General features: G+C 51.9%; 25 protein-coding genes. 15 read left to right on the plus strand and 10 right to left on the minus strand.

Annotation, left to right across the window (positions count from 1 at the left end; all coding sequences use genetic code 11):
- Positions 1–6 precede the first annotated feature (6 nt).
- Positions 7–1,131 (plus strand): Rieske 2Fe-2S domain-containing protein, encoded by a 1,125-nt coding sequence (locus tag R6H26_RS01375; protein WP_404787671.1) that lies wholly within the window; start codon positions 7–9, stop codon positions 1,129–1,131.
- Between the two features lie 50 nt (positions 1,132–1,181).
- Positions 1,182–2,210 (plus strand): Rieske 2Fe-2S domain-containing protein, encoded by a 1,029-nt coding sequence (locus R6H26_RS01380; protein WP_404787673.1) that lies wholly within the window; start codon positions 1,182–1,184, stop codon positions 2,208–2,210.
- Between the two features lie 66 nt (positions 2,211–2,276).
- Here R6H26_RS01380 and R6H26_RS01385 read toward each other — a convergent pair whose 3' ends face one another.
- From R6H26_RS01385 to R6H26_RS01400, 4 genes are all read right to left on the minus strand, one after another.
- The gene (locus R6H26_RS01385; RefSeq protein ID WP_404787674.1) at positions 2,277–3,707 is read right to left on the minus strand and encodes a serine/threonine protein kinase; all 1,431 of its coding nucleotides are present in this window, start codon (positions 3,705–3,707) and stop codon (positions 2,277–2,279) included.
- Between the two features lie 113 nt (positions 3,708–3,820).
- Positions 3,821–4,027 carry a Txe/YoeB family addiction module toxin gene (locus R6H26_RS01390; protein WP_404791173.1) on the minus strand — a complete coding sequence of 69 codons (207 nt, stop codon included), beginning with the start codon at positions 4,025–4,027 and terminating at the stop codon, positions 3,821–3,823.
- Between the two features lie 31 nt (positions 4,028–4,058).
- Entirely contained in the window at positions 4,059–4,268 is a 210-nt protein-coding gene (locus R6H26_RS01395) for a hypothetical protein (protein WP_404787675.1), read from the minus strand.
- Between the two features lie 92 nt (positions 4,269–4,360).
- Complete coding sequence (locus R6H26_RS01400) at positions 4,361–7,687, minus strand: glycoside hydrolase family 15 protein (RefSeq protein ID WP_404787677.1); 3,327 nt, start codon at positions 7,685–7,687, stop codon at positions 4,361–4,363.
- An 89-nt stretch (positions 7,688–7,776) separates the two neighbouring features.
- Between R6H26_RS01400 and R6H26_RS01405 the strand changes: the two genes are divergently transcribed.
- Positions 7,777–7,935 (plus strand): hypothetical protein, encoded by a 159-nt coding sequence (locus R6H26_RS01405; protein ID WP_404787679.1) that lies wholly within the window; start codon positions 7,777–7,779, stop codon positions 7,933–7,935.
- A gap of 74 nt (positions 7,936–8,009) precedes the next feature.
- On the opposite strand, the gene R6H26_RS01410 is transcribed toward R6H26_RS01405, so the two are convergent.
- Both R6H26_RS01410 and R6H26_RS01415 read right to left on the minus strand, forming a co-directional pair.
- Complete coding sequence (locus tag R6H26_RS01410) at positions 8,010–8,336, minus strand: hypothetical protein (protein WP_404787681.1); 327 nt, start codon at positions 8,334–8,336, stop codon at positions 8,010–8,012.
- 225 nt (positions 8,337–8,561) lie between these two features.
- Positions 8,562–9,518 (minus strand): orange carotenoid protein N-terminal domain-containing protein, encoded by a 957-nt coding sequence (locus tag R6H26_RS01415; protein ID WP_404787683.1) that lies wholly within the window; start codon positions 9,516–9,518, stop codon positions 8,562–8,564.
- Between the two features lie 399 nt (positions 9,519–9,917).
- Between R6H26_RS01415 and R6H26_RS01420 the strand changes: the two genes are divergently transcribed.
- Both R6H26_RS01420 and R6H26_RS01425 read left to right on the plus strand, forming a co-directional pair.
- Positions 9,918–10,892 carry a carbohydrate kinase gene (locus tag R6H26_RS01420; RefSeq protein WP_404787685.1) on the plus strand — a complete coding sequence of 325 codons (975 nt, stop codon included), beginning with the start codon at positions 9,918–9,920 and terminating at the stop codon, positions 10,890–10,892.
- Positions 10,893–10,901: 9 nt separating this feature from the next.
- Entirely contained in the window at positions 10,902–11,372 is a 471-nt protein-coding gene (locus R6H26_RS01425; protein ID WP_404787687.1) for a hypothetical protein, read from the plus strand.
- 66 nt (positions 11,373–11,438) lie between these two features.
- Here R6H26_RS01425 and R6H26_RS01430 read toward each other — a convergent pair whose 3' ends face one another.
- Positions 11,439–11,996 carry a tetratricopeptide repeat protein gene (locus R6H26_RS01430; RefSeq protein ID WP_404787689.1) on the minus strand — a complete coding sequence of 186 codons (558 nt, stop codon included), beginning with the start codon at positions 11,994–11,996 and terminating at the stop codon, positions 11,439–11,441.
- Positions 11,997–12,328: 332 nt separating this feature from the next.
- Between R6H26_RS01430 and ahcY the strand changes: the two genes are divergently transcribed.
- Complete coding sequence (gene ahcY / locus R6H26_RS01435) at positions 12,329–13,714, plus strand: adenosylhomocysteinase (protein ID WP_404787690.1); 1,386 nt, start codon at positions 12,329–12,331, stop codon at positions 13,712–13,714.
- 301 nt (positions 13,715–14,015) lie between these two features.
- Here ahcY and R6H26_RS01440 read toward each other — a convergent pair whose 3' ends face one another.
- Positions 14,016–14,438 carry a Fur family transcriptional regulator gene (locus R6H26_RS01440; RefSeq protein ID WP_404787692.1) on the minus strand — a complete coding sequence of 141 codons (423 nt, stop codon included), beginning with the start codon at positions 14,436–14,438 and terminating at the stop codon, positions 14,016–14,018.
- Positions 14,439–14,658: 220 nt separating this feature from the next.
- On the opposite strand from R6H26_RS01440, the gene R6H26_RS01445 reads away from it, so the two are divergent.
- The 7 genes from R6H26_RS01445 (at position 14,659) to R6H26_RS01475 (ending at position 19,537) form a co-directional block, all read left to right on the plus strand.
- Positions 14,659–15,189, plus strand: coding sequence for a peroxiredoxin (locus tag R6H26_RS01445; protein WP_404787694.1), 531 nt, complete (start codon positions 14,659–14,661; stop codon positions 15,187–15,189).
- 102 nt (positions 15,190–15,291) lie between these two features.
- Positions 15,292–16,647: a glutathione-disulfide reductase gene (gene gor, locus R6H26_RS01450; RefSeq protein ID WP_404787696.1), complete on the plus strand. Its 1,356-nt coding sequence runs from the start codon at positions 15,292–15,294 to the stop codon at positions 16,645–16,647.
- Between the two features lie 194 nt (positions 16,648–16,841).
- Positions 16,842–17,174, plus strand: a complete 333-nt coding sequence (locus tag R6H26_RS01455) for a hypothetical protein (protein WP_404787698.1) — start codon at positions 16,842–16,844, stop codon at positions 17,172–17,174.
- The gene (locus tag R6H26_RS01460) at positions 17,111–17,854 is read left to right on the plus strand and encodes a serine protease (protein ID WP_404787700.1); all 744 of its coding nucleotides are present in this window, start codon (positions 17,111–17,113) and stop codon (positions 17,852–17,854) included. The genes R6H26_RS01455 and R6H26_RS01460 overlap by 64 nt, the downstream gene beginning before the upstream one ends.
- A gap of 111 nt (positions 17,855–17,965) precedes the next feature.
- The gene (locus R6H26_RS01465) at positions 17,966–18,217 is read left to right on the plus strand and encodes an AbrB/MazE/SpoVT family DNA-binding domain-containing protein (RefSeq protein WP_404787702.1); all 252 of its coding nucleotides are present in this window, start codon (positions 17,966–17,968) and stop codon (positions 18,215–18,217) included.
- 19 nt (positions 18,218–18,236) lie between these two features.
- On the plus strand, positions 18,237–18,575 hold the full coding sequence (locus R6H26_RS01470) for a type II toxin-antitoxin system PemK/MazF family toxin (RefSeq protein WP_404787704.1): 339 nt from the start codon (positions 18,237–18,239) through the stop codon (positions 18,573–18,575).
- Between the two features lie 239 nt (positions 18,576–18,814).
- A complete protein-coding gene (locus R6H26_RS01475; protein ID WP_404787706.1) occupies positions 18,815–19,537 on the plus strand; it encodes a heme oxygenase (biliverdin-producing) in 723 nt (240 codons plus the stop codon).
- A gap of 284 nt (positions 19,538–19,821) precedes the next feature.
- On the opposite strand, the gene R6H26_RS01480 is transcribed toward R6H26_RS01475, so the two are convergent.
- Positions 19,822–20,820 (minus strand): class I SAM-dependent methyltransferase, encoded by a 999-nt coding sequence (locus R6H26_RS01480; RefSeq protein ID WP_404787707.1) that lies wholly within the window; start codon positions 20,818–20,820, stop codon positions 19,822–19,824.
- 350 nt (positions 20,821–21,170) lie between these two features.
- Entirely contained in the window at positions 21,171–21,605 is a 435-nt protein-coding gene (gene mscL / locus R6H26_RS01485; RefSeq protein WP_404787709.1) for a large conductance mechanosensitive channel protein MscL, read from the minus strand.
- Between the two features lie 136 nt (positions 21,606–21,741).
- Between mscL and rsmH the strand changes: the two genes are divergently transcribed.
- Complete coding sequence (gene rsmH, locus R6H26_RS01490) at positions 21,742–22,614, plus strand: 16S rRNA (cytosine(1402)-N(4))-methyltransferase RsmH (protein ID WP_404787711.1); 873 nt, start codon at positions 21,742–21,744, stop codon at positions 22,612–22,614.
- 281 nt (positions 22,615–22,895) lie between these two features.
- Complete coding sequence (locus tag R6H26_RS01495; protein WP_404787713.1) at positions 22,896–23,387, plus strand: hypothetical protein; 492 nt, start codon at positions 22,896–22,898, stop codon at positions 23,385–23,387.
- Positions 23,388–23,391 lie beyond the last annotated feature (4 nt).

A 23,391-nucleotide genomic window follows, 5' to 3' on the forward strand; every position in this document is an offset into this window, starting at 1 on the left:
TAACTTTTGAGCGCGGATTCAGTGGCGAGTTTGGCAGAATTTCAGCGTTGGGCGGCTCAGAATGAAGAAATCTTCCGCTGCACTGTTTCAAAATGGAGAATCGCCCCGATGTTAGTCTCCCAACAGCCTGTCCTGCGGCGATTCTGGTATCCAGTCCTGCCGATCGCCCATCTCGGTACCGATAAGCCCCAACCCTTTCAGCTTTTGGGCCAAAAGATCGCGCTGTGGCTGGATGGGGAGGGCAAACCTGCGGCGGTGGGCGATCGCTGTTGCCATCGTTCCGCGCAGCTTTCGGCAGGGGTTGTCGCGGACGGCTGCGTGCGTTGCCCGTACCACGGCTGGTCCTACAACCGCGAAGGCACCTGCGTTAACGTACCGCAGCTAGAAGGCGACGCGATTCCGAGAACCTATGCCGTGGAATCGTTCCAGTGCGCAGAGCGCTATGGCTATGTCTGGGTGTGTCTGGGCGATCCGCTTTATCCGATTCCAGACATTCCAGAAGTAGAGGACAGCCGCTTTCGGATGATTCCTGAATTTTACGAAACCTGGGGCGTGGGCGGTCTGCGGGCAATTGAAAACTCCTTTGATAGCGCCCACGGCAACTTTGTCCATGCCAGTTCTTGGGGCGATCGCGGAAATCCGGTGCCGCCGCCCATCGACGAGATCGCGGATACGGCAGACGGTTTTGTGATGAAGCATTGGGTGGAGGTGCTCAATCCCGATATCCAAAAGAAAAACCTAGGCATCGAAACCGAAAAAACGATCCGCACCAACGAGCGCCGCTGGTTGATGCCCTTTGCCCGCACCCTCAGAATTCAATACCCCAATGGTTTGGTCCATCTCATTTTTACGGCCTATACCCCCATCGACGATCGCACCGTTCAGCTCGTCCAGTTTTGCCTGCGCAACGATACGGAAGCCGAGGCAAAGGCTGCCGATATTATTGCCTTCGATCGCCAAGTTACCCAAGAAGATCGAGTCGTTCTGGAAACGACGGATTACGATGCGCCCCTCTCGCTGGTGGAAGAACAGCATATGGCCTCGGATAAACCGGGCATTTTGATGCGGCATCGATTGGCAGCGCTGTTGAAGGCCCATGGAGAGACGGAGCAGCGCCGTCACGTCCTTTAGGGCGCAAGGTATGTGCCCCTACACCCGGTCACTTAAGGAGAACTAAGTTCATGCTCGCGACCCAACAACCCGTCCTGCGGCGGTTTTGGTATCCGGTCATGCCGATGGCGCAGCTTATGGGCGATCGCCCTCAAGCCTTTCAGCTTTTGGGGCAAAATATTGTGCTGTGGTTGGGGCAGGACGGACAGCCAGTGGCATTGGGCGATCGCTGTTGTCATCGCACCGCTCGACTTTCCACGGGGACGGTAGTAGACGGCTGCGTGCGCTGTCCTTATCACGGCTGGTCCTATGATGGAGCTGGAGTTTGCGTCAACGTGCCCCAGTTTCCGCCAGAGCAAGCCATTCCGGCCAGCTATAAAGTGCCGTCCTACCCATGTGCGGAACGCTATGGCTACGTCTGGGTTTGTTTGGATGACGAGCCGCTGCTGCCTATTCCCTCTATCCCAGAAGCTGAGGATCCCACCCTGCGCAGGATTCCTGAATTTTACGAAACCTGGCAATGCAGCGGCCTGCGCGTGATGGAAAATGCCTTTGACAACGCCCACTTTAGCTTTGTCCATTTTGCCTCCTTCGGGAATCTCCAGCAGCCGAAGCCTGCCCCCCTCAAGGTGGTTTCTACGGAATACGGGTTAGCGATGAAGGCACGGGTGGAAGCCGTCAACCCGCCCGCCCAGCAGAAAAATATCGGCATTGCCGAGAAAACGGTGCTGCGCACCAACGAACAAACCTGGTACATGCCCTTTGCCCGGACGCTCAAGATTATCTATCCCAACGGCCTCATGCATCTGATTTTTACCGCCGCAACGCCCATCGACGATCGCACGTCTCAAATGATTCAGTTCTGCGTCCGCAACGACACGGAAGCGGACGCCAAAGCGGAGGATATTATCGCCTTCGATCGCCAGGTGGTGTCTGAAGATCGCGTGGTGTTAGAAACCACGGACTACGATACGCCCCTGAGCGTTTACGATCAGCAGCACATGGCCTCAGACCAGCCCGGCATTGTAATGCGCCATAAGCTAGCGGCCTTGCTGCGGCAGCACGGAGAAACGGAGCAGCGTCTGAACGCGATTGTCTAGTCTTAGAGCGATATAGCAATATCAATCCTGAAAAATTGCGCTACAGATGCATTTGGTATAGGCTCCCTATTCGCGAGTAATGGGTAAAGACAGCCAACTGCTCAGCTCTTGGGCCAACCATTCGAGTTCTGGCTGCGTGAGCGTGGAACCGCCAAAAAATCCGTATTTGCGGGTACCGGCCCAAATCAGAAGTTGGGGCTTCACCTCTATGCGATCGCCATCGGAATCTTTTTTGAAAAATGTCTTCGTCAGCTCTAGCTTTGTAATATCTTCACGCAGGCTGGGGGGCGGTACAGAATACGTAAATCCAAACAGTTCGCAGTCTTGACGGATTTGCTCTGAGGTTAGCTTTATCCGAACTCGACCGAATAGCCCAAACAAAACGCCGCCAGCCATGCTCAGGCCAACCGCCCAAAAGGGGAGCGAAAACAAAATGAATACCAACTTTATGGGTGAAGGTATCATGAACGCAAAGCCTGTCCAGGTAACGATGAAAGAATTCCAGGCGATCGCAAATGCGCCCATAAAAACGAGTCCGATCGTTCCCGCTGCCGTTGATGCAGCAGGGGGCAGCAGGATTTCCAGAGATTCTGATGTTTTGGCAAACATCACTTTACTGTTCGCAGGTTGGAGAACCAATGCTTCTTGCTGCTTATCCCGCTGCTGTAGGGTGGCCAGCGCTTCCTGAGCTGAGCTAAATCGCCGATTAAGACTGGGCTGAATCATTTTCTTGAGCCATTGGTCTATCCCTACACTTAAATGAGCGCTCTCTTCAAACTGAATCTGCTGATCTATCTGAGGTAAATCTGCTGGATGTTGACCTGTTGCCAAATAAACCAGCGTTGCCCCCAAGCTATACAGGTCGGAAGCAGGCACCGCGCGATCGCCAAATTGCTCTGGGGGCATATAGCCATAGGTGCCCACTACCGTTTTGGTTCCTCCAGTTTGGGCAGCCTGTACGGAACCAAAATCGACGAGATAGACCGAGCCGACGCTGTTTCCGGTGCGTACTCTTGGTGCGAAGCTATCGCCGAGCAGAATATTGCTGGGCTTAATATCGCGATGAATGACGGCTGGGGCGCGCTCGTGGAGGTAGCGCAAAATTTCGAGCAGGGCCGTCGCTAACTCCACCAGTTCTGCTTCGCTGAACGTCCGACCTGCCTTGACGTGCGCTTCTAAAGACTGGGCCGGAATATAGGTCTGCACCAGCGCAACCCCTTTCCCGGAAGGCAAATCCAGATCGAAGTAGTCGAGATAGCGCGGAATAGCCGGATGATAGAGATCTTTGAGGGTTGCAGCTTCGCGCTCGAATAGTTTGAGGTCTTCCCAGGCAAAATCTTCCCCAAAGGAAAGGCGTTTGATGACGACCTGCGCGTTGGTCTGGAGATCGCGGGCTAGGAGGGTATAGCGTCCTGCCCGCTTCCCCAACTGCTGCTCGATTTGGTAGCGATCGCCAAATAACTCGCCCGGCGTTTTACCAAAGGTTTTTGACTGCATGACTGAGGCCGTGGGTTAGACGCTAGCCCTATGTTGCCCAAAATGAAGGCATGACAATAATCTTTGTGGATTACATGCTTATTTACTCCACCGGAGCGATCGCAATCTTGTTTCTAGTAATGATAGCGACAGGCCAAAATCCGAATTTTACGATCCAGCACTTGATAGACCAAGCGGTGTTCTCGATTAATGCGCCTTGACCAACAGCCAGCTAAGTCATGCTTCAGTTTTTCGGGTTTGCCTGTGCCAGAAAATGGCTCACGTTGCACTTCCTGTATGAGTTTGATAATTTTGAGCGCTGTAGCGCGATCTTTTTCGATCCACTAGGCTAGATCCTCGAACGCATCGGCGTCAAATTCCAAGTTTTTCACAGACTGATTCCAGAGATAAACCGTCTTGACGATCTTTAGCGGCAAGCAGGCGCTGCTTCATCGTTTCGCTGTTCAATAAGTATGCAGTTTCTCGTTCAGATTGAATCTCTTTCCATAAAGAGATTGGGACAATCACTGCAATGGGTGTACCGCTGGTGTCAGAAACGTATTGTAAGCCTTCGCTATTCATACTGGCTGAACTCTTCTTGATTCAATCGCTACTACCCATTTTAAGGGCCATTTTAAGGTCTAGGACTGCTGCGAAATCAATATGCTTGAACGTTAGTCCTGAGCAATAGGTTTAGGGATATCTCTTTCCTCTACTCCAGCACCTAGCCCTGTCAAATACTTGAGCGCAGCGGCAGTATACTGCGCGCATCGCAGCGGCGAGCTATCGTAAAAATCGTCCCAAGCTTGACTCTTGTACTCGGCATAGCGATCGCCCCGTTCCTTGAACCGATCCAGGTAAGCCAATCGCACCGCATGACCGATGAGCACATCCATCACCAGATAATCTTCTAGATAAAAGCTAGGATTTGCTTCCACAATCGCCGCCAATTCCATCAGCGTTTCAATATTGAGCTGACGGTACTGAGGGGCGCTAATTTTGTTGAGCAGATGCTCGATACGCAGGGCAAAGTTGGTTTCGCCAGGGGTCATTTCCGACAAAACGGCCTTGCTGTCTAGGCGATTGAGCCACTGTAACTTATCCCCAATCACGATGCCCTTGCAATGCTTCAGCAATTGCCATACGCGCGGGCAAAACTGCGGCGGCAGGCGATTCAGCATCCCCTGAAGTTCGCGCTTGCGATGCCAGCTACTGCCGGGCTGCTCCTCTGCTGCATTGCTCTCCGGCTTCACGATCCATTCAATTGACTGCTGGGGACTGCGCAGGTGCAAAGACTCTTGACTCAACAACTCTTGATTCAATGCTTCGTAATCGATCAGCGCCTTACGGAGCCGTTCTTTTACCTCAAACGGACTGAGGTTCATCAGCTGTTCGTAGGCTTCGTCTTGCAAAACGTGCCGCTCGCTCGCCAGTTCGCCGATCATCAGCAAGATAAAGTACCCCACCCGCAGCGTGAGCAGTCCTTCAAAAAGCTGAGGTTCCGCCTTTAGCAACAGACTCAGATAAATGATGACCTCTTGGGTAAGGGCGCGATCGCGGATATCTTCCCGACAGAACACCGCAATTTTTTCCATCAGTTCAAAATGGGACATGGGTCGCGAAATCAGCGAAGCAGCGCTATAGGCCTTACCCACCGCCACCTGTCGCTGCCGCACCAAAAGATAGGTTAGAGAATCCGAGAGGCTGATATCTGCCTTGTCCAATAGCCCTGCCACCCGCCGGATGATGCTCCAGAGCCGCAGTTCGCCCGCTTTGTCGTAAACCTCATCGAGTAAAACCCGAACCGTGACGGCCTGAGCGTGGCCCCTTGGTATGGATCGATCGCCCAGCCCCGTATCGAAGGCCAATCCTTTGAGATAAACGAGCGTTTGCAGGAGCTCCGCCTGTTCGTAGAGGTTGGTAGACTGCTGCAACCGTTGGAGCATGTGGGGAATATCGGTTTCCCGTTCTAAGCTCATCTCTACCGTGTAGGCCAGCGGTTTACAGTTGGCCGGATCCAGGGGTAAATAAATCGAAACTTGGCGAGGATCCATCCGGTCGGAGGGCGCAAACTCAAAATCCCGCAGCGCGTCCATTCGCTCCACCCCAGCCATCAGCAAGAGCTGCTGGAGCGGACCCAGTTTCACTTTCACCCCATTGCAGTTGCCGCTGTTCAGTTCCTGGAATAAATGCAGGAGCGGTCTCCGCCCTCCCATCAGCATCGTTTTCGTCAGCAGCAGCGCGATCGTGGGCCGCCCCAGATGGGACCAATGACGGCGGATGTAAGCTAACTCCGTCTTAATTTGATCCACCAAAAAGTGATAGTCCAGGGTGAGGTAAAACTGCGTTCGGTCTAGAAAAGCAGGCAAAAAGGCCTTGGTTTGCCCCTGGAACCGATACAGACAGGCCGTGGTCAGGCTCCGCAGCCGACGAATGGGGCGTCCGCTCAAGCCCAGTTGATGGTTTTGGCCTAAATGGCTGTAGGCACGCGCCAAGGCTTCGGCTTCTAAAACCTGAATCGGCTCAATTTGCTGAAGCGTCTGGGTTTCCACCCCAAAAGCGCGCAGTTCCTGCTGAAGCCGCTCATCCTCGGCCAGCAGTGCAATCTGGACCACAGGGGCAGGCGAGTATCCCAGCCGCAAATGTCGCCCTAAAGGATCGATATCGCCCAGGGCAATAAAGCCTTCCGCAATCAGCTCGCCCAAAATGTAGAGACTTTGCGCCCAAATCAGCGGAATATTCTCGTTGGGCCGTCGCGGTTGGCTGTGGGGAGCCGCTTTTTCGGCTGCAATCTTATCGGCAGGGACGTAGTACAGCTCCGGCAGTAGCGGCCAACCGTTGCGCTCGACAAACAAAGGCTGAAGCCGCTGCCGAAAGGTTTCGACCTGGGCCGTGTCGCCCCGAAATAGTCCGTCTAAAATTAGGTAGGTAAAAAAGAGCGGCCACTCGCTTTCGATATGCTCGAATTTTTGCAGTTCTTCCGGTTCGTAGTGCAGGCGGCTGGTGTCTTCTAGGACGGTCTGGTGCCCATCTCGCAAAAAGCGCTTGCAACCGTAGTTTCCCGCGAGCTTATCTAGAATTTTTTGACGCGTGCGCGCCACGATGTCTCGATCTTCCACCGCAAACGCCGGAAATCCAATGACGCTCAACAGTGCCGCATCGATTTCCTTCGAGTTAGATTCTCGCGGCAAGAGAGAGAGAAGGGTCGTCCGCGATCGCGCGACTTCATCGGGCAAGACGTGAACCACGCTTGAGGGGCCGCCCCGCAACCCAAACAGATTCAGCCCATCGACGGCTTCCAACGCAGCCTTCGCCATCCCGAGGGAGCTGGTATTGAGTTCCGGGTTGCCGTGGTTAATTTTGTTGCCCCGCTCCCAGATGCCGTAGTCCGGCGTGCGGTAGGTGCGACCGATGTAGTAGACCAGATTCTGGACAAAATCCACTTCATCTAAGGTTTGGATGATTTCCAATCCAGACACCGTCATCTGAGCCAGCATCAGCACGTATAGCGAGGTGGCGTCGAGTTGGAGATGCCCCCACTCGTCGTCGCCCACGACTGCATTGCCCGTGCGGGTGTCGTATTTGGCGTGCATCGCATCCAGGGGAGCTTGCGTTTCTTTGAACCGTTCGACTTTATGGGCTTGCTTCATCATGGCCGCGAGCAGCCCCCGCATGAGCTTTATGGTGCTGTGCTCTAGTTCGTAGGCGCGACCTCGATCGTCGTCTACTTTGCGGTAGGCTAGCCCCAATCCCCAAACAGCCAAAATGCTATAGACGTTATCGCGCACCCAGGCATCGGTGTAGTCGCCGTGGGCGTTAACGGCGGTACTGGCGGGCAGCAGTCCGGTGATGGCGCTTTGCCGCGCCAAAATAATTTGTTTGACTTGCTGATAGTACGCGTCTAAGGACTGAATGCGATCTCTGGGAACGTTGAGATCGGCACTGGGATTTGATGTGGAGGCATCTAGGCTTTGCGAGCGTTGCGGTTGAACGTTGACCATATTTGCGGGCCTGTGCGCCAAGCGGACGTGCGATGGGGATACGCTGGCGCCTTTAACTCTATCAAATCTTAAGAAAACATTAAAGCCCGATGTTGTCTGCGTTCTGCAAGAGATTGACGGTTGTCGGCAATTGCGCGATCGCTGCGGGCGGGGCGGCGATCGCCAGATTAGAGCTTTCTGACGCGATTTGCAGCGAGATTGTCATTTCTATCTTGTTGGTGGCCCAGTCTGCTGGTCGTGAAGCCTAGATTGCCTGCACGCAAGCAGGCGATCTAGGCCGTATCTGAGGTTGCTGAGCTTTGAAGTGGTAGGGGGTGGACGACTACATTCGGGACAGGGCAGACATTTTTGAAAGCTTGTCGGCGGCTATTCCCGATAGCTCATCTAAACTCAACCATTTATCTTTGATCAACCGTGCGAACACGAAGATAAAGGCTGAATAGTCAAAGTCATACTTTCCATCAATTTCATGTCTTTTGGCGCTTAAATAGTCGTGGAGTTGCCAGACGTCTTCAATTTCCGTGACAAGGTTGATTTTTTCGCAAATTTCATTGATGAGGGCGGTGGTTTCGCGCTTGTAAGCTGTGTGAAAGGCTTTCTGAGCAATTTGCTTTTCTACCTCAGACCAATCTGTTTCAGTTCCTTGCATGATCTAGCCTAAATCGATATTGATTGAATTGATGAATGAAGAGATTTGAAAAATTGTATTTTATGCCCCCTTCCCTAGTTCCAATTGTTAAGACTAAAGTGCGATTCCATTGCACGCACTCCTAAATCCCCCAGGTCTGGAAGACTTAAGGTCAGAACCAGACTTGGGGGACATGCGTTGGTGGGGAAGAAGGGCTCGATCGAACCGACGCGAGCTTGACGCTTGCTATCGAGCTAGGTTGAGCAATTCTTTGGGAGAGGCCAATAAGTCGATCGCCACGAAGAAAATCTTACCTTCGGGATTGAGCAAAAAGCGCCATGCCATATTCATTCCAACCGCACCGAACCAAGGGGTTAGCACTTTACCCGTCACTTTAATTTGAGTGAACCCATCATCTGCGGGTTCAGCAACACCTCGTTCGGGCATTAACTTCAGATTTTGGCAATCTTCTCTGAGGTACTTGAATACATTGTCTCGACCTACAATGGGTCTTTGGAACGGCGCTTGCAATGCACCGTCGGCAGTAAAGAGATCGATGACCGCCTCAAAGTCATTGGCGTTCATGTTATTGATGTAGCTGAGCACGGTAGGATTATTCACCCCTTCGATCGCAACGGAAGTGCGCCCGGCAGAAGCCGTAGGCGGAACGACAGGTTCTGAAACTTTGGTGTAGCTACCCATCTTGCTGGTGTCGTAGCCCATATCGACGACCGCATTTCGCAAAACGGTGATTTGTTGTCCTGCTTCTAGTCCGCGAATGGCTTGCAGTACGGCTGATGCGTTTGCAGAAAGCTTGTAGCCTTCAGGAATGGGAGCGACAATTCCTTGTGCCATCCACTCTCCAAGCTGATACCAGAATCCGAGCTTAATGTTGACGCTCCAAGAAGCGTAGGCTCTGCAAATCGGCGTATCGGCGCGGTTTGCTAGGTCGCACATGACTTGGGTTTGCTCGGGAAATGACATGACTTTGATTTGATTCAGGGTTCCTTCAGCAAGCACCATGCTAGCTGCGCCAGGAGCCGCGACGGTAATGGTCGTGCCCATTTCAGTGTAGGCAAACCAGATGAGAGCCAGTTGATCCTCAGCATTGAGTTGAACGAAGCGAGCGATTGTAGCGGGGACAGTATCGGCAGCTAACGTGTTGGGAAAGATGCCTCGTGCGGTATCGATAGTAAACGGCATAAGTGTCTCCTTTCAATCTAGGGTGAATCACTCATCGCAAAGCTTTCAGTGATGGAGAACGAGCTCCTGATATTTAGAGTATTGCGAAATGTTACGGAAAGTCAACTTTTGTGGAGATCTATATTCATATGGATTCCATTGGGTTTTTGAAGGGTGCTAGGCAATTGAAGGGTTTGAAGGGCATTTGAGTCGAGCGTTTTGGTGCGAGAGCCTGCCTGGAACGGTCGCAATCTGAGAAATAGTTACATTCCTTAAATGAAAATATTGACTTTTATCACTAAAGTCGCTGTGGTGTAAGTGCAGAAATCTCTTGAGGCGTGCAAAGTCTGAGTTAACCTGTTGAGGGGAAAGCGCTATGGCAGTCTTGATTGATGGACGCGCGTTTGAGGAGAAGCCGCAATGACCGTGCCGCAAATTCTTTGTATTGGCGAACTGCTCTTCGATTATTTGGCAGACCAGCCCGGACAGTCTTTGGAAGCAGTCAGCTCTTGGACGCCCTACCCTGGCGGTGCCCCCGCGAATGTTGCCTGTGCGCTAGCGCGACTGGGTACCCCTGCTGCCTATTTGGGTTGTCTCGGGCAAGATCCTGAAGGCGACGCGCTGGCAAGTCTTCTGGATGCGCTTGAGGTCAACCTCGAAGGACTTCAGCGCCATCCCCAAGCTCCTACTCGAATTGTCTACGTAACGCGAACTTTGGAGGGCGATCGCCACTTTGCCGGATTTGGCAAAACGGACACCACCGCCTTTGCCGATGCAAAACTTCAGGCATCGGCCCTGCCCGAAAAACTATTCCAGACCGCTCGATTTTTGGTTTTAGGGACCTTGGCGCTGGCTTATTCCAGCAGCCGCGAGGCGATCTACCGCGCTTTGGAACTGTCCAAAACCTATGGATTGTCCCGATTGGTCGATCTCAACTGGCGGCCCGTGTTCTGGCCCAACCCAGCGGAAGCGGCGCCATTCATCCATGGCGTTTTAGCTCAAGCCGACTTCATCAAGCTGGCTCGAGAAGAAGCCGAACTCTTTTTTGACTCCTCAGACCCCCAGTCCGCGATCGAACGGTATCCCCGCGTCCAAGGTGTTTTCGTTACAGATGGCGAACGCGGCTGCCGCTATTGGTTAAAGGGCATTGCGGGAGAAGAGCCCGCATTTGCTGTCAAAGTCGTGGATACGACTGGAGCAGGAGATGCCTTTACCGCAGGTTTGCTCCATCAGCTTTGCCAACAGCCGGACCTCAAGGATCCTCAAACCGTAAGGCACATTATTCGGTACGCCAGTGCTGTTGGAGCGCTCGCGACCACTCAAGCGGGGGCGATCGCCGCCCAGCCCACTGCCGCCCAAGTCGAAACATTTCTCGCTACACCATCCGCTCGGTAGAGCGCTATCATGGGTCTTGCCCGCGCTCAACAAACGGACTCAACCTTGACTAGTCTGGGCCAACATCCTTTACCGAGCGGCTCCATTTTGCATAGTCCGGGAGGCCAATTCCGCTATCGCATTATTGGGCCTTGCTGTCGCCTATTCGATCGAGAGCAGCTCCCGTGGCCCTGCTGTCGGATTCAATGGCACAGCAAAGAACCCAGCTGGCGACGCATTGGCAATCGCTTTGTCGCCGATATGGCGGCTAAACGGTACCCATCCTACAGTGTCGAGCTGGTGGGATACGAAAACACAGCTGAACCCACCCTTTTGACCCTTTACACCGATCGCCTGCTGCCGCAAACCCTAGACTGGTGGTACGCTCGCCCTCGCCCCTCTATTCCGACTGTTCCGCCTGTCGATGCGCCCAAAGCTTTGTTATTGACCCCGCCATCGATGCAAATTGCCCTAGATCTAGGCATATCGATCGCGCCCTAGCTCGTCGGCGACCCAGACGAACTAGCGTTCTTTCCGTACGAACGACTTGCGTCCTGGCTGCCCTTTTTATTTGAGCAAGCGCAATTGAGTCTCGACCCTCTCCGCCCGTACCCGATCGCCCTGTCTTTTGTAAAGACTAGAAGCTTCCCTAAAATCTGCAGTAGCCAGATCTCGCTGCTTTTGGCTGGCGTAGGCTTCAGCACGTCTTAGAAAAGCCAAGGGCTGCTGAGGATCGATCTTAATCAGGGCCGTATAGTCTGCGATCGCCTTCTCCACTTGATTGTCTGCCTGATACGCCATGCCCCGGTAGAGATAGGAAAAAGTATTTTGAGGATCGAGCTGAATCGCTTTGGTGAGATCTGCAATCGCCTTTGGATAGTCTTTGAGTTTGCGGTATGCATTGCCTCGGTTGTAGTAGGCATACTCGTTGGTGTCGAAGAGCTCTAAAGCCTTCGTATAAGCTGCGATGGCCTCAGAATACTTGCCTTCGGCAAACGCACGATCCCCTTGGCGAACGTAGGCCGAAACTGCTGCCTTAGCATCAGGCGCTGGGGTAGCAGGCTGCACCTGACTGGAGGGCGCTGGCGCACTTAGAGACTGCCCGTAGGCGTTTTTTGCTGCCATTGTGCCTATAGCTAGGACGGCTAAAATCGTCAATAACCGAATCGTTTTCAAGCTCTCTCACCATAAAACTAGAATAAAATTGAGTTTCTTCAACCCTTGTTCGTACTTTGACCTCTCAGATTGCACTGAGTTCCGCAGCATAAATCTACGAATAGTGAAAGGTTTCTCTGGTTTTCGTATCAATTCTACATATTTTGCTAATATGAAGGGCGAACGATCGATCTTCAAGCAGTACTTACGACTACCTTTGAAACACTGTCCGCCTTTAACATGGTGTTATAAAGGATTTCATTAAACCTCGAACTCCATACTTAAACTAACTTAAGGAATCTATGCCGACACAAGTTTTAACCCAAGACTATAAAGTTGCCGATATCAGCTTGGCAGAGTGGGGTCGCAAAGAAATTGCGATCGCCGAAAGCGAAATGCCTGCGCTCATGAAAATCCGTGCGAAATATCGCGCCGAGAAGCCGTTGCTGGGGGCCAAAATCATCGGCTGCATCCACATGACCATTCAGACCGCCGTCCTGATCGAAACCCTCCAAGAACTCGGTGCAGACGTGCGCTGGTCCTCCTGCAACATTTTCTCCACCCAAGATCACGCCGCTGCTGCCATTGCCGCAGCAGGTACCCCCGTCTACGCCTGGAAAGGCGAGACCGAAGAAGAATACATGTGGTGTATCGAGCAAACCTGCCGCACCCCCGAAGGCAAACTGTGGGATGCCAACATGATTCTGGATGACGGCGGCGACCTGACCGGGTACATCCACGAAACCTACCCCCAAATGCTTTCCACGATCCATGGCGTCACCGAAGAAACCACCACCGGGGTTCATCGTCTCCTCGAAATGCTGGAAAAAGGCGAACTCAAAATCCCCGCCGTCAACGTCAACGATGCCGTCACCAAAGCCAAAAACGACAACAAATATGGTTGCCGTCACAGCCTCAACGACGCCATCAAGCGCGGTACCGACCACCTCATGGCCGGAAAGAAAGCCCTCGTGATCGGCTACGGCGATGTGGGCAAAGGCTCGGCTGCCTCCCTGCGTCAAGAAGGGATGATCGTGAAAGTCTCAGAAATCGACCCCATTTGCGCCATGCAAGCCTGCATGGACGGTTTCGAGCTCGTGTCGCCCTATATCAACGGCATCAACGATGGCACCCCCAACTCCATCAACACAGATTTACTGTCTAAGACCGATCTCTTAGTCACCACCACCGGGAATAAAAACGTTTGTGACGCCAACATGCTCAAGGCCATCAAAGCCGGAGCGGTCGTGTGCAACATCGGTCACTTCGACAACGAAATCGACACGGCCTTCATGCGTCGGGAATGGCGCTGGGATGAAGTGAAGCCCCAAGTGCACCAAGTCTATCGCAGCAACGATCCGCAAGACTTCCTGATTCTGCTATCAGAAGGGCGTCTGGTGAACCTCGGCAATGCAACGGGTCACCCCTCGCGGATTATGGATGGTTCTTTTGCGAATCAGGTTTTGGCTCAGATGTTCTTGTTCGATCGCAAATTTGCTGACTTGCCTGAATCGGAAAAAGCGGCAGCCGTGACGGTTGAGGTGCTTCCGAAGAAGCTGGATGAAGAGGTGGCGCGCTATATGGTTGAGGGATTTGGGGGTGTCATCACTCAACTCTCTGCAACTCAGGCAGAATACATCAACGTGCCTGTGGAAGGCCCCTACAAGGCTGAAAGCTACAAGTATTAATTTGCGTTAACGGACTTCTGTTCCATTGATGCAATTGTGTAGGAGCGCGAGGCATCACGCTCTTGCAACGGCAAGATGCGCGGTTGTCAAATTCCAGTCAGGTTGATTTTCCTGACCCTTAAGGCAATTTCTAGAAAAGAGAATACCAGTCGTAGGGGTGTAAGGCTTTGTGCCTCTACAGAATGGTTGGTAGTTTCTATTTCGGAAATAGCCAAAAAAGAGGATGCTGTATCAAACAGCATCCTCTTTTTTGCTCTGTTGTTTGTAGCTCTGTTGAGATTTCAATCGACACACATTTGCCCTAAGATTGACACCGCTCGCAGATTCCGCGCACGGTCACTTCATAACCTTCAGCTTTTAAGCCAGGTCGCAATCCTTCCAAGCTCAGGGGTGACAGAGCCGACCAATCGATATCTTCAATCGAACCACAGGATCCGCAGCGGAAATGGTGGTGGGGCATCACGTTGGCATCGTAACGGGATACTCCCTCATCTAGCAAAACTTCTCGCACCAAACCTGCGTCCTGCAGTGCCTGCAACGAGCTATAAACCGTAGCTTGAGAGGAAATGGGAAAAGATTGATTTAAGTCTCGCAAGAGCTGTTCCACCGTCGGGTGATCGGTGCGGCTGAGTAAGTTGGCATAGACCGCACATCGCTGAGGCGTTACGCGCAAGCCCTTGACCTTAAGCCTTTCAACAACGGTATTAATTGAAGCGTCAGACATGATGTGTCAGGGGCGATTGCACCCGTAGAACCAACGGTATGGCCCAGAGAAGGGCGCTAAATAGAAAACGCCACAGTGGGATTAACCTAATTATAATCAATCTTTGTTCGGAGCTGCTATGTCTTCAAGTAAGTTATTATAAATGAGTAGTTCTAACTGTTGATTTATTCTTAAATCAGAATTATTCTGGTTTATAGCCGTAAGCAAAGGACAAAACATTATGGTTGTTATCGAAAGAGTGCCTCAGGTCGTTTTTAAGACCCGCGTTCGCGATGAGTCTGTGGGTGGGCCAAATCCCTTCCGTTGGCAAGATGTAACGAGCCAAGAAATCTTTGACGGCAAGCGAATTATCGTGTTTTCTTTGCCCGGTGCGTTCACTCCAACTTGTTCTTCGACGCACTTGCCTCGCTATGAAGAGCTGTATGATGAGTTTAAGGCGCTCGGCATTGATGAAATTTACTGCATTTCTGTCAACGACGCTTTTGTGATGTTCCAATGGGGCAAGAATTTAGGCGCGCAAAAGGTGAAACTCCTGCCCGATGGTAATGGCGAGTTTACTCGAAAGATGGGGATGTTGGTGGATAAGTCCAACTTAGGTTTCGGTCAGCGATCGTGGCGTTACTCGATGGTGGTTAACGACGGCAAAATCGAGAAGGTGTTTTCCGAGCCCGGTTATGCAGATAACTGCGAAACTGACCCGTTTGAGGTGTCCGATGCGGATACGATGCTAGCTTACTTAAAGGGCTCGTAATAATTTAGAGCTGGTAATTTAGAGCTTCAGTACGAAATCCTAGAGCCTCGCGATGCTGGGCGATCGCCCAGCATCGCGAGGTCATCGAGCAGAAGGTAGGACATGAGCTACGACTTTGACTTATTTGTGATCGGAGCTGGTTCTGGTGGCATTGCTTCAGCGCGACGAGCTGCTGAGTATGGCGCAAAGGTCGGCATTGTAGAATCGGGTCGGCTGGGCGGCACCTGCGTGAATCGCGGCTGCGTCCCAAAGAAGCTGATGGTGTACGCCTCTCACTTTCCCGCTCTGTTTGAGGAAGCTCGAGGGTACGGCTGGAGCCCGGTCGAAAGCACGCTTGATTGGCCCCATATGATTGCGGCAGTCAATGCTGAAGTAACGCGACTCAATGGCATCTACCAGCGCATGTTGGATGGCTCCAAGGTGGAGGTTTTTCGGGGACACGGGCGTTTGATCGATCCTCACACGATTGCCATTGGCGAGCAAACGGTGACGGCAGACAAGGTCTTGATTGCAGTGGGCGGAAAGCCCGTGAAGCCAGACTTCCCAGGGGCCGAGCACACAATTTCCTCTGACGACATTTTTCACTTGCCCGAGCAGCCTAAGCATTTGGTGGTGCTAGGTGGTGGATACATTGGCGTTGAATTTGCTTGCATCCTGAAGGGTATGGGCAGTCAGGTGACGCAAATTTTGCGATACACTCACATCCTGCGCGGTTTTGATGAAGATATCCGCACCGAAATTCAGGATGCAATGGAGCGCCACGGGATTCGGGTCGTGCCAAACATGCGACACATCGCGATCGCCAAAACCGACGCGGGTCTAGAGATTGCGGTCAAAACCGCAGACGGAGAAGAAGATCTCATCCTGGCCGACGCCGTGAGTTTAGCTGCCATTGGCCGGAAGCCCTTGCTGGACGATCTGGGGCTTGATAATACTAAGGTTGAGATTGCGAACGGAGCGATCGCCGTAGACCATCACAGCCAGACCGCCGAGGCAAATATCTATGCCATCGGTGACTGTACGGATCGGATCAACCTCACCCCTGTTGCCATCAACGAAGGTCGCGCTTTTTCCGATACTCACTTTGGCAACAAGCCTCGCCAAATGAATTACGAAAACATTGCTACTGCTGTGTTTTCCAATCCTGAGGCTGCTACCGTCGGCCTCACCGAAGAAGAAGCGCGCGCTCAGTATGGAGATGACGCCATCAAGATCTACCGCAGCAAGTTCCGGCCCATGTACTACGTCTTGCCGGGGAAGGAAGAAAAAACGCTGATGAAGCTTGTCGTGCATCAGGAGACCGATCGCGTTTTGGGTGCCCACATGGTGGGGGATCACGCTGCTGAGATCATTCAAGGCGTGGCGATCGCCGTCAAGATGGGAGCTACGAAGGCCCAGTTTGACGCCACCGTCGGCATTCACCCTAGCTCCGCCGAAGAATTTGTCACCATGCGCTGAAGATGAGGTTAAATCTGTCCTTCTAGCCTGATTTCTGAGTCCTTAAATTTGAGGTGTCGCTCGAAGCGCTATCATCCCATTATGGGATGTCTTTTTTGACGCCTTGTCAACGCAAGCCTGACCTAAAGCAATGGCTCAAACGCCTCAAGTGTTTGAGTCTTGGGTGATTCGTGCGCTGGGAGAGACTCATATCTATGCGTCAAAATCGAGTGTTTCAAGTTTCTCTACTGCTCTGCTGCGTGCTTCAGCAAGCTTATGGCATTGGCGCAGCGGCGGCACCGCTTCCCCCTGTGGCCGAAGCCGATGAAAAGATGGTTGCAAACTGTCAGTTTCTGGGGACGGTTAGCGGTGCCTCAGGCTGGGCGGCTTGGGCCGGAGGGAGAAGCAAGGCAATGAAGAGCGCGCTGAAAAAAGCGCAACTCACATCGTTTGGGGAACCGTTGGGGCAGATTACTTATCTCAGGTGGCCACTGGAAAAGCCTATCAATGCGGTCAAGTTGGTGCGGCGAATGCTCAACCTAACGTAGATTTCGCCGCATCTCAATCAGCCAATCCTTCTGCGAATTCAAGCGCTACGCCGCAGAAACAGAATGTTTATAAGACCGCAAGAGAAATTACGGTCTTGATTGAGGGGGACGGCAATGCTTCTGGTGTCACGATCGCAAAGGTCGATCGCACCTACTATGTCCTTACTTCGAAGCATGCGGTCAAAAAGAACGAGACTTACACCGTCATTGCTGGGGATGGGAAAAAGTATTCGGTTGCGTATCCTCAGATTAAGCAACTGGCCGATCTGGATTTGGCCATCCTTCCGTTTAGCAGCGATCGATCCTATGCGATCGCCAACTTAGGCAACTCCGATCGGGTCGGTCAAGGAGACAATGTTTATGTCTCCGGCTGGCCGGGGACAGAACAGGCCATTACCCAACGTACGCACCTCGTCACAGACGGGCGAATTGTGGGGTTGCAAAAGGGCGATGGCGATGGCTACGAGCTAATGTACGGCAACGCTACTGCGCCAGGCATGAGCGGAGGCCCAGTTTTAGACGGGAGCGGTCGAGTGGTGGGTATCCACGGTCGGGCAGCGGGGAACCAAGTCAGCGGGAAGGTGGGCATTAATCTCGGTATTCCCATCAACCTCTTTTTGCAAAAAGCGCCCCAAGCGGGCTTAAGCTTACAAAAGCTTGGACTGAAAAGCGGGATCTAGGACAATGCCTCTTGAAATTCTCTCCGAGGCGGGGAATCTTAGGGCAGTCCCATTCAATAGGACTGTCTCCATAGGCTATTATACATAGTATAATTTCGGCTTGCACGATCTATGGACATCCAACTCAAAAAATGGGGCAATAGCTTAGGGCTGCGGATTCCCCACCAACTTGCCGTCAGCCTAGACATAGATGAAACATCAACCCTAGAACTCCTCGAAGTCGATAACACCCTGATCCTCCGTAAAAAGCAAGCGCCAATTACTCTAGACGCACTGCTAGCGAGTATTCCCAAAGACTTTCAATATCCCAGCGATGTTCAAGACTTCGTTGACAGCCCAGCAATGGGTCAAGAATTGCTCTAGCGAACAGAACGGGAAAATCATGAATATCCAGCGCGGGGAAATTATCCGCATCAACTTAAACCCTACCACTGGCAGAGAGCAAACCGGAGAAGCCCGCCCTTGCTTAGTTTTAAGCCATACTCGGTTTAACCAATCCAGAAACGGCCTCGTCATTGTTTCCCCCATCACCAGCACCGTAAAGCCCGAAATCAAAACACTGATTCCCATTCCAGAAGGCTTTCAAGTACATGGCTCCGTCATTGCAGAACAGATTCGCACCTTAGATCTCAGTCAACGCTGGTGGAAAAGTACGGGAGCGCATCTACCCAAAGAATTCATAGATGCTGTAGTTGCCACATTGAATCTTCTGATTGCTTAGTCTCAAGGGCTTTTGTCTTAATTGGGGATCGGACAGTTTTTAAGGCGATCGCAGGGCGACGACCCCATTTCATTCGCGTCCCCATTGGGGAAGTATTTTAAGAGGGAGCGATCGCGGCGGGCTTCAGAATTTGTAATAAAACCGGGGGTCCAAAAGCTCTAACCTAATAAGTTAGGTGACTTTTTATCATTTAAGCATCTTTGACAAAAACCGCTTAGTCCTAGGATTGGAAGTTTAGAATGAGTAGCAATTTAGCCGTCAAGCTGCGTGAGGGAACCAAAAAATCCCACACGATGGCCGAAAACGTTGGGTTTATTAAATGCTTTCTCAAAGGAACCGTTGAGAAAAACTCTTATCGAAAGCTGGTCGCCAACCTCTACTTTGTCTACTCGGCGATTGAAGAAGAAATGGAGCGCAATAAAACGCATCCTATTGTCTCCCAATTTTACTTTTCCGAACTCAATCGCAAGCAAAGCCTGGAATCTGATTTAGCGTACTATTATGGTTCTGACTGGCGAGATCGGGTCGCACCTTCAGCCGCCGCCCAAACCTATGTCAAGCGCATCCATGAAATTGGAGAAACTGCTCCAGAACTCTTGGCCGCCCATTCCTATACCCGCTACCTAGGGGATCTCTCCGGCGGTCAAATCTTAAAGGGAATTGCCGTGCGAGGGATGAACCTCAATGAAGGAGAAGGAACGGCGTTCTACACCTTCGATCGCATTCCTGATGAGAAGGCATTCAAGGCAAAATATCGTCAGACCATGAACGAACTCAACCTCGACGAAGCGACGCAAGATCGGATTGTCGAGGAGGCCAACGATGCGTTTGGTCTCAACATGAAAATGTTTATGGAACTAGAAGGCAGTCTCATCAAAGCGATCGGTCAGATGGTTTTCAACGCACTGACCCGTCGTCGCGTGCGTGGCAGTACCGACGAACTTGCAACTGCCAAGTCGTAACCCCTCCATTCGGTAGGGACGTGAGACCGCGCCCCTAAGGCTTTCCTGGAAATCACCTAAAGTGATTTCCAGGAAAGGTCATACCCTCCGATACCCTCAGAGAACAGTCTCTAGCTGGCTGAGCGGAGTCTCTAGCTGGCTGAGCGGAGTCTCTAGCTGGCTGAGCGGAGTCGAAGCCAGCGATAAGCTTTTTCCTGGAAATGGCTTTAAATCTCGAGCGAGAAACCCCAGGTTCGTTACGCAGTAATGGTCTGGGGTTTCTTGGTTTTTGTGAGGAGGGTGTGCTAATTGACTTTGGCAGGTCTTTTGAAAAAAAGATACATTTCGCTTCCCGCTCGGTCTGTTTTTCTTCGATCCCATTCCTCCAGAGCTTTGCGTTTCAGGTAAGTATCGGCTGGTTTGCTGAATAGGTATAAAGGCAAGCCCAGCACTAAAAGAAGGTAGTTGCGCGGCGTTTTTTTGCGTTTGCTCAGGCTCTGATCGACGACTACAGCTGGAATTCTGAGCGTCCACAGCAGAAATAACTTATAGCGCCACTGCCTCAGACTTTTTTGGGCCTCTGGACTGACCGCATAAGCGGGATCGGTTAACTGCAGAATAAAACTAGGCCAAGATCTTGTAAACCAGTCGATACAGGCGTGGTACTGGTGGCTGTAATATTCCTTCGCTAAGCTGAAGCCCTTGGCAGCGCAAAGCCCTGAGAGCTGAGCCGTATCCAGTCTTCTGATATGTCCTTCTTCTTCAAAGAAAAAGCGATTTTCGATGCTTCGATCTACGCCATCTTGGCGCAGCAGGCAAATGTCATGCTCTAGGCTACCTTCATTTCCGCAAGGCAAAATATGCAGTATGGACGACTCCTCCTTGAGGCACGCGTCTATTTCATCTAGAATCTGCGGTAGGTCGTACACGTGCTCTAGAACGTGATGGCTGAACAAAAAATCGAATTTTTTGTAGGTAAAGTTTCGATCGCCTGCAACCAGAAACGTGCATTCTGGATAGCGTTCCGAGGCATTGGCGATCGCATTGGCGCTGATGTCGCTGCCGTAAACGTTCCAGCCGCTCGGTAGGGCCTGTCGTAGGACGTCCGTCAGCACGCCATTTCCGCAGCCAAAATCCAGCGCTTCTCCCGTGCTCGGTAATTCAAGGCTGCGGATTACTTCAAAAATTCTCTGTTTTCGCTCCGCGGGCCACTCATCGATATAGCCGTTGGCATAACGCTCTTGATAAAACTCAACTGCATTACCTTTATCGTGTAAATCTATTTTTTCTTTTTGGAGTGGCATGACCGTGTATTAAAAAATGAGGCAGATAGACAAACAAAAATTCCATGAGCGCTAGTCTCCTGGATCCTCTCGAAAAACGCTAAGGTTTTTCCCTAGCCAGCAGCGAGCTTGGTAGAAACCTTTTGTCTTGCCTCAACCCTCTGAGGAAGCCCTTACACTGCGCTGCCCCGCTTTTCTACTCCTTCATAGCAGTTCAATTCAACATCCGCAAGACAGATTAATTCAACGTTAGATTGGAAATTTATTATTTTCTAAAAAGCTGTGCAGGAGGCTCTCTTGAGTCAGATGGGATGACACCCCCCGCAGGTCATCCAATGCATCTCCATTGCGTTGTAGCAACCGACGCGGCTTTAGCGGGTCTGAGATTCTACGGCACGAGTCAAACGATCTAGGGAAGCAATTAGGTTCTCTTGAGCGACTACTGCAGGATCGGGCGCGGTTTCAGCCAAGGCTTCTTGGCGCTGCGTTTTACGCTTTGCAGCTTCAACCGATTTGATTAAAACAAAAATAACAAATGCAATAATTACAAAGTTCAACACCGCTGCCAGGAAAGAACCATACTTAATTCCGTTGTAAGAAAGACTTGCTAAGTCCTTGGCTCCAGCAGCTTCCATTGCGGGATTGAGCAAGGCAGGCGCGATCACGTCTTCGAGAAGCGAGGTTACAATTTTGCCAAATGCCGCGCCAATCACGACTGCAACCGCCAGATCGAGCACGTTACCCTTCATAATGAAATCTTTGAAGTCGCTCAGAAATCCTCGAGCTTGACCAAATCCGTTTGCCATAACACACCTCTCATTGAATTGGGGAAAGCAGAATTTTAACATTGTGCCGTGCGTTGTACAGCTAGAGGGCGATAATGGGCGTTAAGAACGTAAATTTAGTTATTTATTCATTAAGAAGATAATCAGGTCCCGATTCATGGGTGAGCGTTACCATCACGTTTCTGTTTTGTCCCGCGAGCTCGTGGAGGGGTTGGCGCTTCAGGAGGGCGGACTTTATCTGGATGCTACGGTGGGCGGGGGCGGTCATAGCGAGTTAGTGTTGGCGTTTCCTCAGACTCGGGCGATCGCGATCGATCGCGATGGGCAGGCGTTGATCGCAGCTCAAGCTCGGTTGCAGGAACGTTACGGCGATCGCATCCAGTTTTGGCAGGGCAATTTTGCCGACTACGAGCCTGGCGAGCTAAAATTCCACGGTATTTTTGCAGATTTAGGGGTAAGTTCCGCCCAGCTCGACCAGCCCGAACGCGGGTTTAGCTTTCGCCACGAAGCAGCTTTGGATATGCGAATGGATCGAACCTACCCTCGAACCGCCGCCGATCTGGTGAATCGATCGAAAGAAAAAGAACTGGCCGATATTTTTTACTACTACGGCGAAGAAAGACATTCGCGGCGCATCGCCAAACATATTGTGAATTGCCGCCCCTTCGAGACCACCACCCAGCTTGCCAATGCGATCGCCGCCGTTCTCCCGCGCCATCAAACCGGTCGGACGCGAGGCACCCCCATTCATCCGGCCACGCGCGTATTCCAAGCGCTGCGCATTGCCGTCAATGAGGAACTCACTTCCATCGAGACTTTTTTGGCAAAAGCACCTCTCTGGCTGCATCCAGGCGGGCGACTGGCCATTATCAGCTTCCACAGCCTAGAAGATCGCATTGTCAAACATACCCTTCGCGCTACGGAATCTCTGAAAGTTCTGACCCGCAAACCCATTCAGGCTCAACCTGACGAACTGCGAGAAAACCCGAGATCGCGCTCTGCTAAACTCCGCATTGCCGAGCATTTGTAAGGATTTGCAAGATCTAGGTCTGACGCTAGCCGTATGACTTGCTGAAGAACGCCAGTACAACCCGTGAAGATCCCCAAAAAACTTTACAGAAAATCTTAAAAAGCCCTTGCATAAAGGCAAAAGTCGGGTCAGGATATGAACCAACGATCTGAAAAAAAGACAAACCTTTTCAATCCCTGTCTAAATTCATGCATTGATGGTGCAGTGTAGCTTGGCTACACGGCCCAGTTGTAGCTGGTCTTGACATCGTGCGACCTGTACCAGATTTGAGGAGTGAAGTTATGCCTACTGCCGTCCAACCCGAGCGTCGAGCCAAGTCTGCTAGCCGCCCTAGAACAGCAACGCGGGAAAATCGCGGCGATCGTTCTACGGCCTACCTTCCCGCCCCACTCCAGCTCGTCCCGCAAATGCAGCCATCGCGAAAGTTAGCGCTGCTGATATACCTCCGCCGCATTTCTACACCTGTTGCCCTAGTGATGATCCTGGGGATTTTGCCGATCTATGGCTGGAGCGTCTCTACCCAGTTATCTTGGGGGAAACGCTACCAGCATCTAGACAAGCTCCGGCGGGACGAGCGCGAGTACAAAACGGTGACAGAGACGCTCAAGTACGACCTGACCCAAAAGGCGATGCAAAATCCCGTGGGCTTAGTTCCTCAAGGTCCTAGCAACAGCATGTTTATCCCGGCAATGCCACCTCGATCTCGGGTTCCCGCTGCAACAAGCGTTCCCGTCCAGGTCGATCCCGCTGTTAGCGCTCCGCTGGCTTACTGATTTA

This window comes from Altericista sp. CCNU0014 (assembly GCF_044923475.1).
Classification (GTDB): domain Bacteria; phylum Cyanobacteriota; class Cyanobacteriia; order Thermosynechococcales; family Thermosynechococcaceae; genus JAAURS01.

Excerpts from the sequence above, each read along its gene's own strand:
- R6H26_RS01380 (WP_404787673.1), top strand. The coding sequence starts at position 1,182 with ATGCTCGCGACCCAACAACCCGTCCTGCGGCGGTTTTGGTATCCGGTC.
- R6H26_RS01385 (WP_404787674.1), bottom strand. The coding sequence starts at position 3,707 with ATGCAGTCAAAAACCTTTGGTAAAACGCCGGGCGAGTTATTTGGCGAT.
- R6H26_RS01395 (WP_404787675.1), bottom strand. The coding sequence starts at position 4,268 with ATGAATAGCGAAGGCTTACAATACGTTTCTGACACCAGCGGTACACCC.
- R6H26_RS01400 (WP_404787677.1), bottom strand. The coding sequence starts at position 7,687 with ATGGTCAACGTTCAACCGCAACGCTCGCAAAGCCTAGATGCCTCCACA.
- R6H26_RS01405 (WP_404787679.1), top strand. The coding sequence starts at position 7,777 with ATGTTGTCTGCGTTCTGCAAGAGATTGACGGTTGTCGGCAATTGCGCG.
- R6H26_RS01410 (WP_404787681.1), bottom strand. The coding sequence starts at position 8,336 with ATGCAAGGAACTGAAACAGATTGGTCTGAGGTAGAAAAGCAAATTGCT.
- R6H26_RS01415 (WP_404787683.1), bottom strand. The coding sequence starts at position 9,518 with ATGCCGTTTACTATCGATACCGCACGAGGCATCTTTCCCAACACGTTA.
- R6H26_RS01420 (WP_404787685.1), top strand. The coding sequence starts at position 9,918 with ATGACCGTGCCGCAAATTCTTTGTATTGGCGAACTGCTCTTCGATTAT.
- R6H26_RS01425 (WP_404787687.1), top strand. The coding sequence starts at position 10,902 with ATGGGTCTTGCCCGCGCTCAACAAACGGACTCAACCTTGACTAGTCTG.
- R6H26_RS01430 (WP_404787689.1), bottom strand. The coding sequence starts at position 11,996 with ATGGCAGCAAAAAACGCCTACGGGCAGTCTCTAAGTGCGCCAGCGCCC.
- ahcY (WP_404787690.1), top strand. The coding sequence starts at position 12,329 with ATGCCGACACAAGTTTTAACCCAAGACTATAAAGTTGCCGATATCAGC.
- R6H26_RS01440 (WP_404787692.1), bottom strand. The coding sequence starts at position 14,438 with ATGTCTGACGCTTCAATTAATACCGTTGTTGAAAGGCTTAAGGTCAAG.
- R6H26_RS01445 (WP_404787694.1), top strand. The coding sequence starts at position 14,659 with ATGGTTGTTATCGAAAGAGTGCCTCAGGTCGTTTTTAAGACCCGCGTT.
- gor (WP_404787696.1), top strand. The coding sequence starts at position 15,292 with ATGAGCTACGACTTTGACTTATTTGTGATCGGAGCTGGTTCTGGTGGC.
- R6H26_RS01455 (WP_404787698.1), top strand. The coding sequence starts at position 16,842 with ATGCGTCAAAATCGAGTGTTTCAAGTTTCTCTACTGCTCTGCTGCGTG.
- R6H26_RS01465 (WP_404787702.1), top strand. The coding sequence starts at position 17,966 with ATGGACATCCAACTCAAAAAATGGGGCAATAGCTTAGGGCTGCGGATT.
- R6H26_RS01470 (WP_404787704.1), top strand. The coding sequence starts at position 18,237 with ATGAATATCCAGCGCGGGGAAATTATCCGCATCAACTTAAACCCTACC.
- R6H26_RS01475 (WP_404787706.1), top strand. The coding sequence starts at position 18,815 with ATGAGTAGCAATTTAGCCGTCAAGCTGCGTGAGGGAACCAAAAAATCC.
- R6H26_RS01480 (WP_404787707.1), bottom strand. The coding sequence starts at position 20,820 with ATGCCACTCCAAAAAGAAAAAATAGATTTACACGATAAAGGTAATGCA.
- mscL (WP_404787709.1), bottom strand. The coding sequence starts at position 21,605 with ATGGCAAACGGATTTGGTCAAGCTCGAGGATTTCTGAGCGACTTCAAA.
- rsmH (WP_404787711.1), top strand. The coding sequence starts at position 21,742 with ATGGGTGAGCGTTACCATCACGTTTCTGTTTTGTCCCGCGAGCTCGTG.
- R6H26_RS01495 (WP_404787713.1), top strand. The coding sequence starts at position 22,896 with ATGCCTACTGCCGTCCAACCCGAGCGTCGAGCCAAGTCTGCTAGCCGC.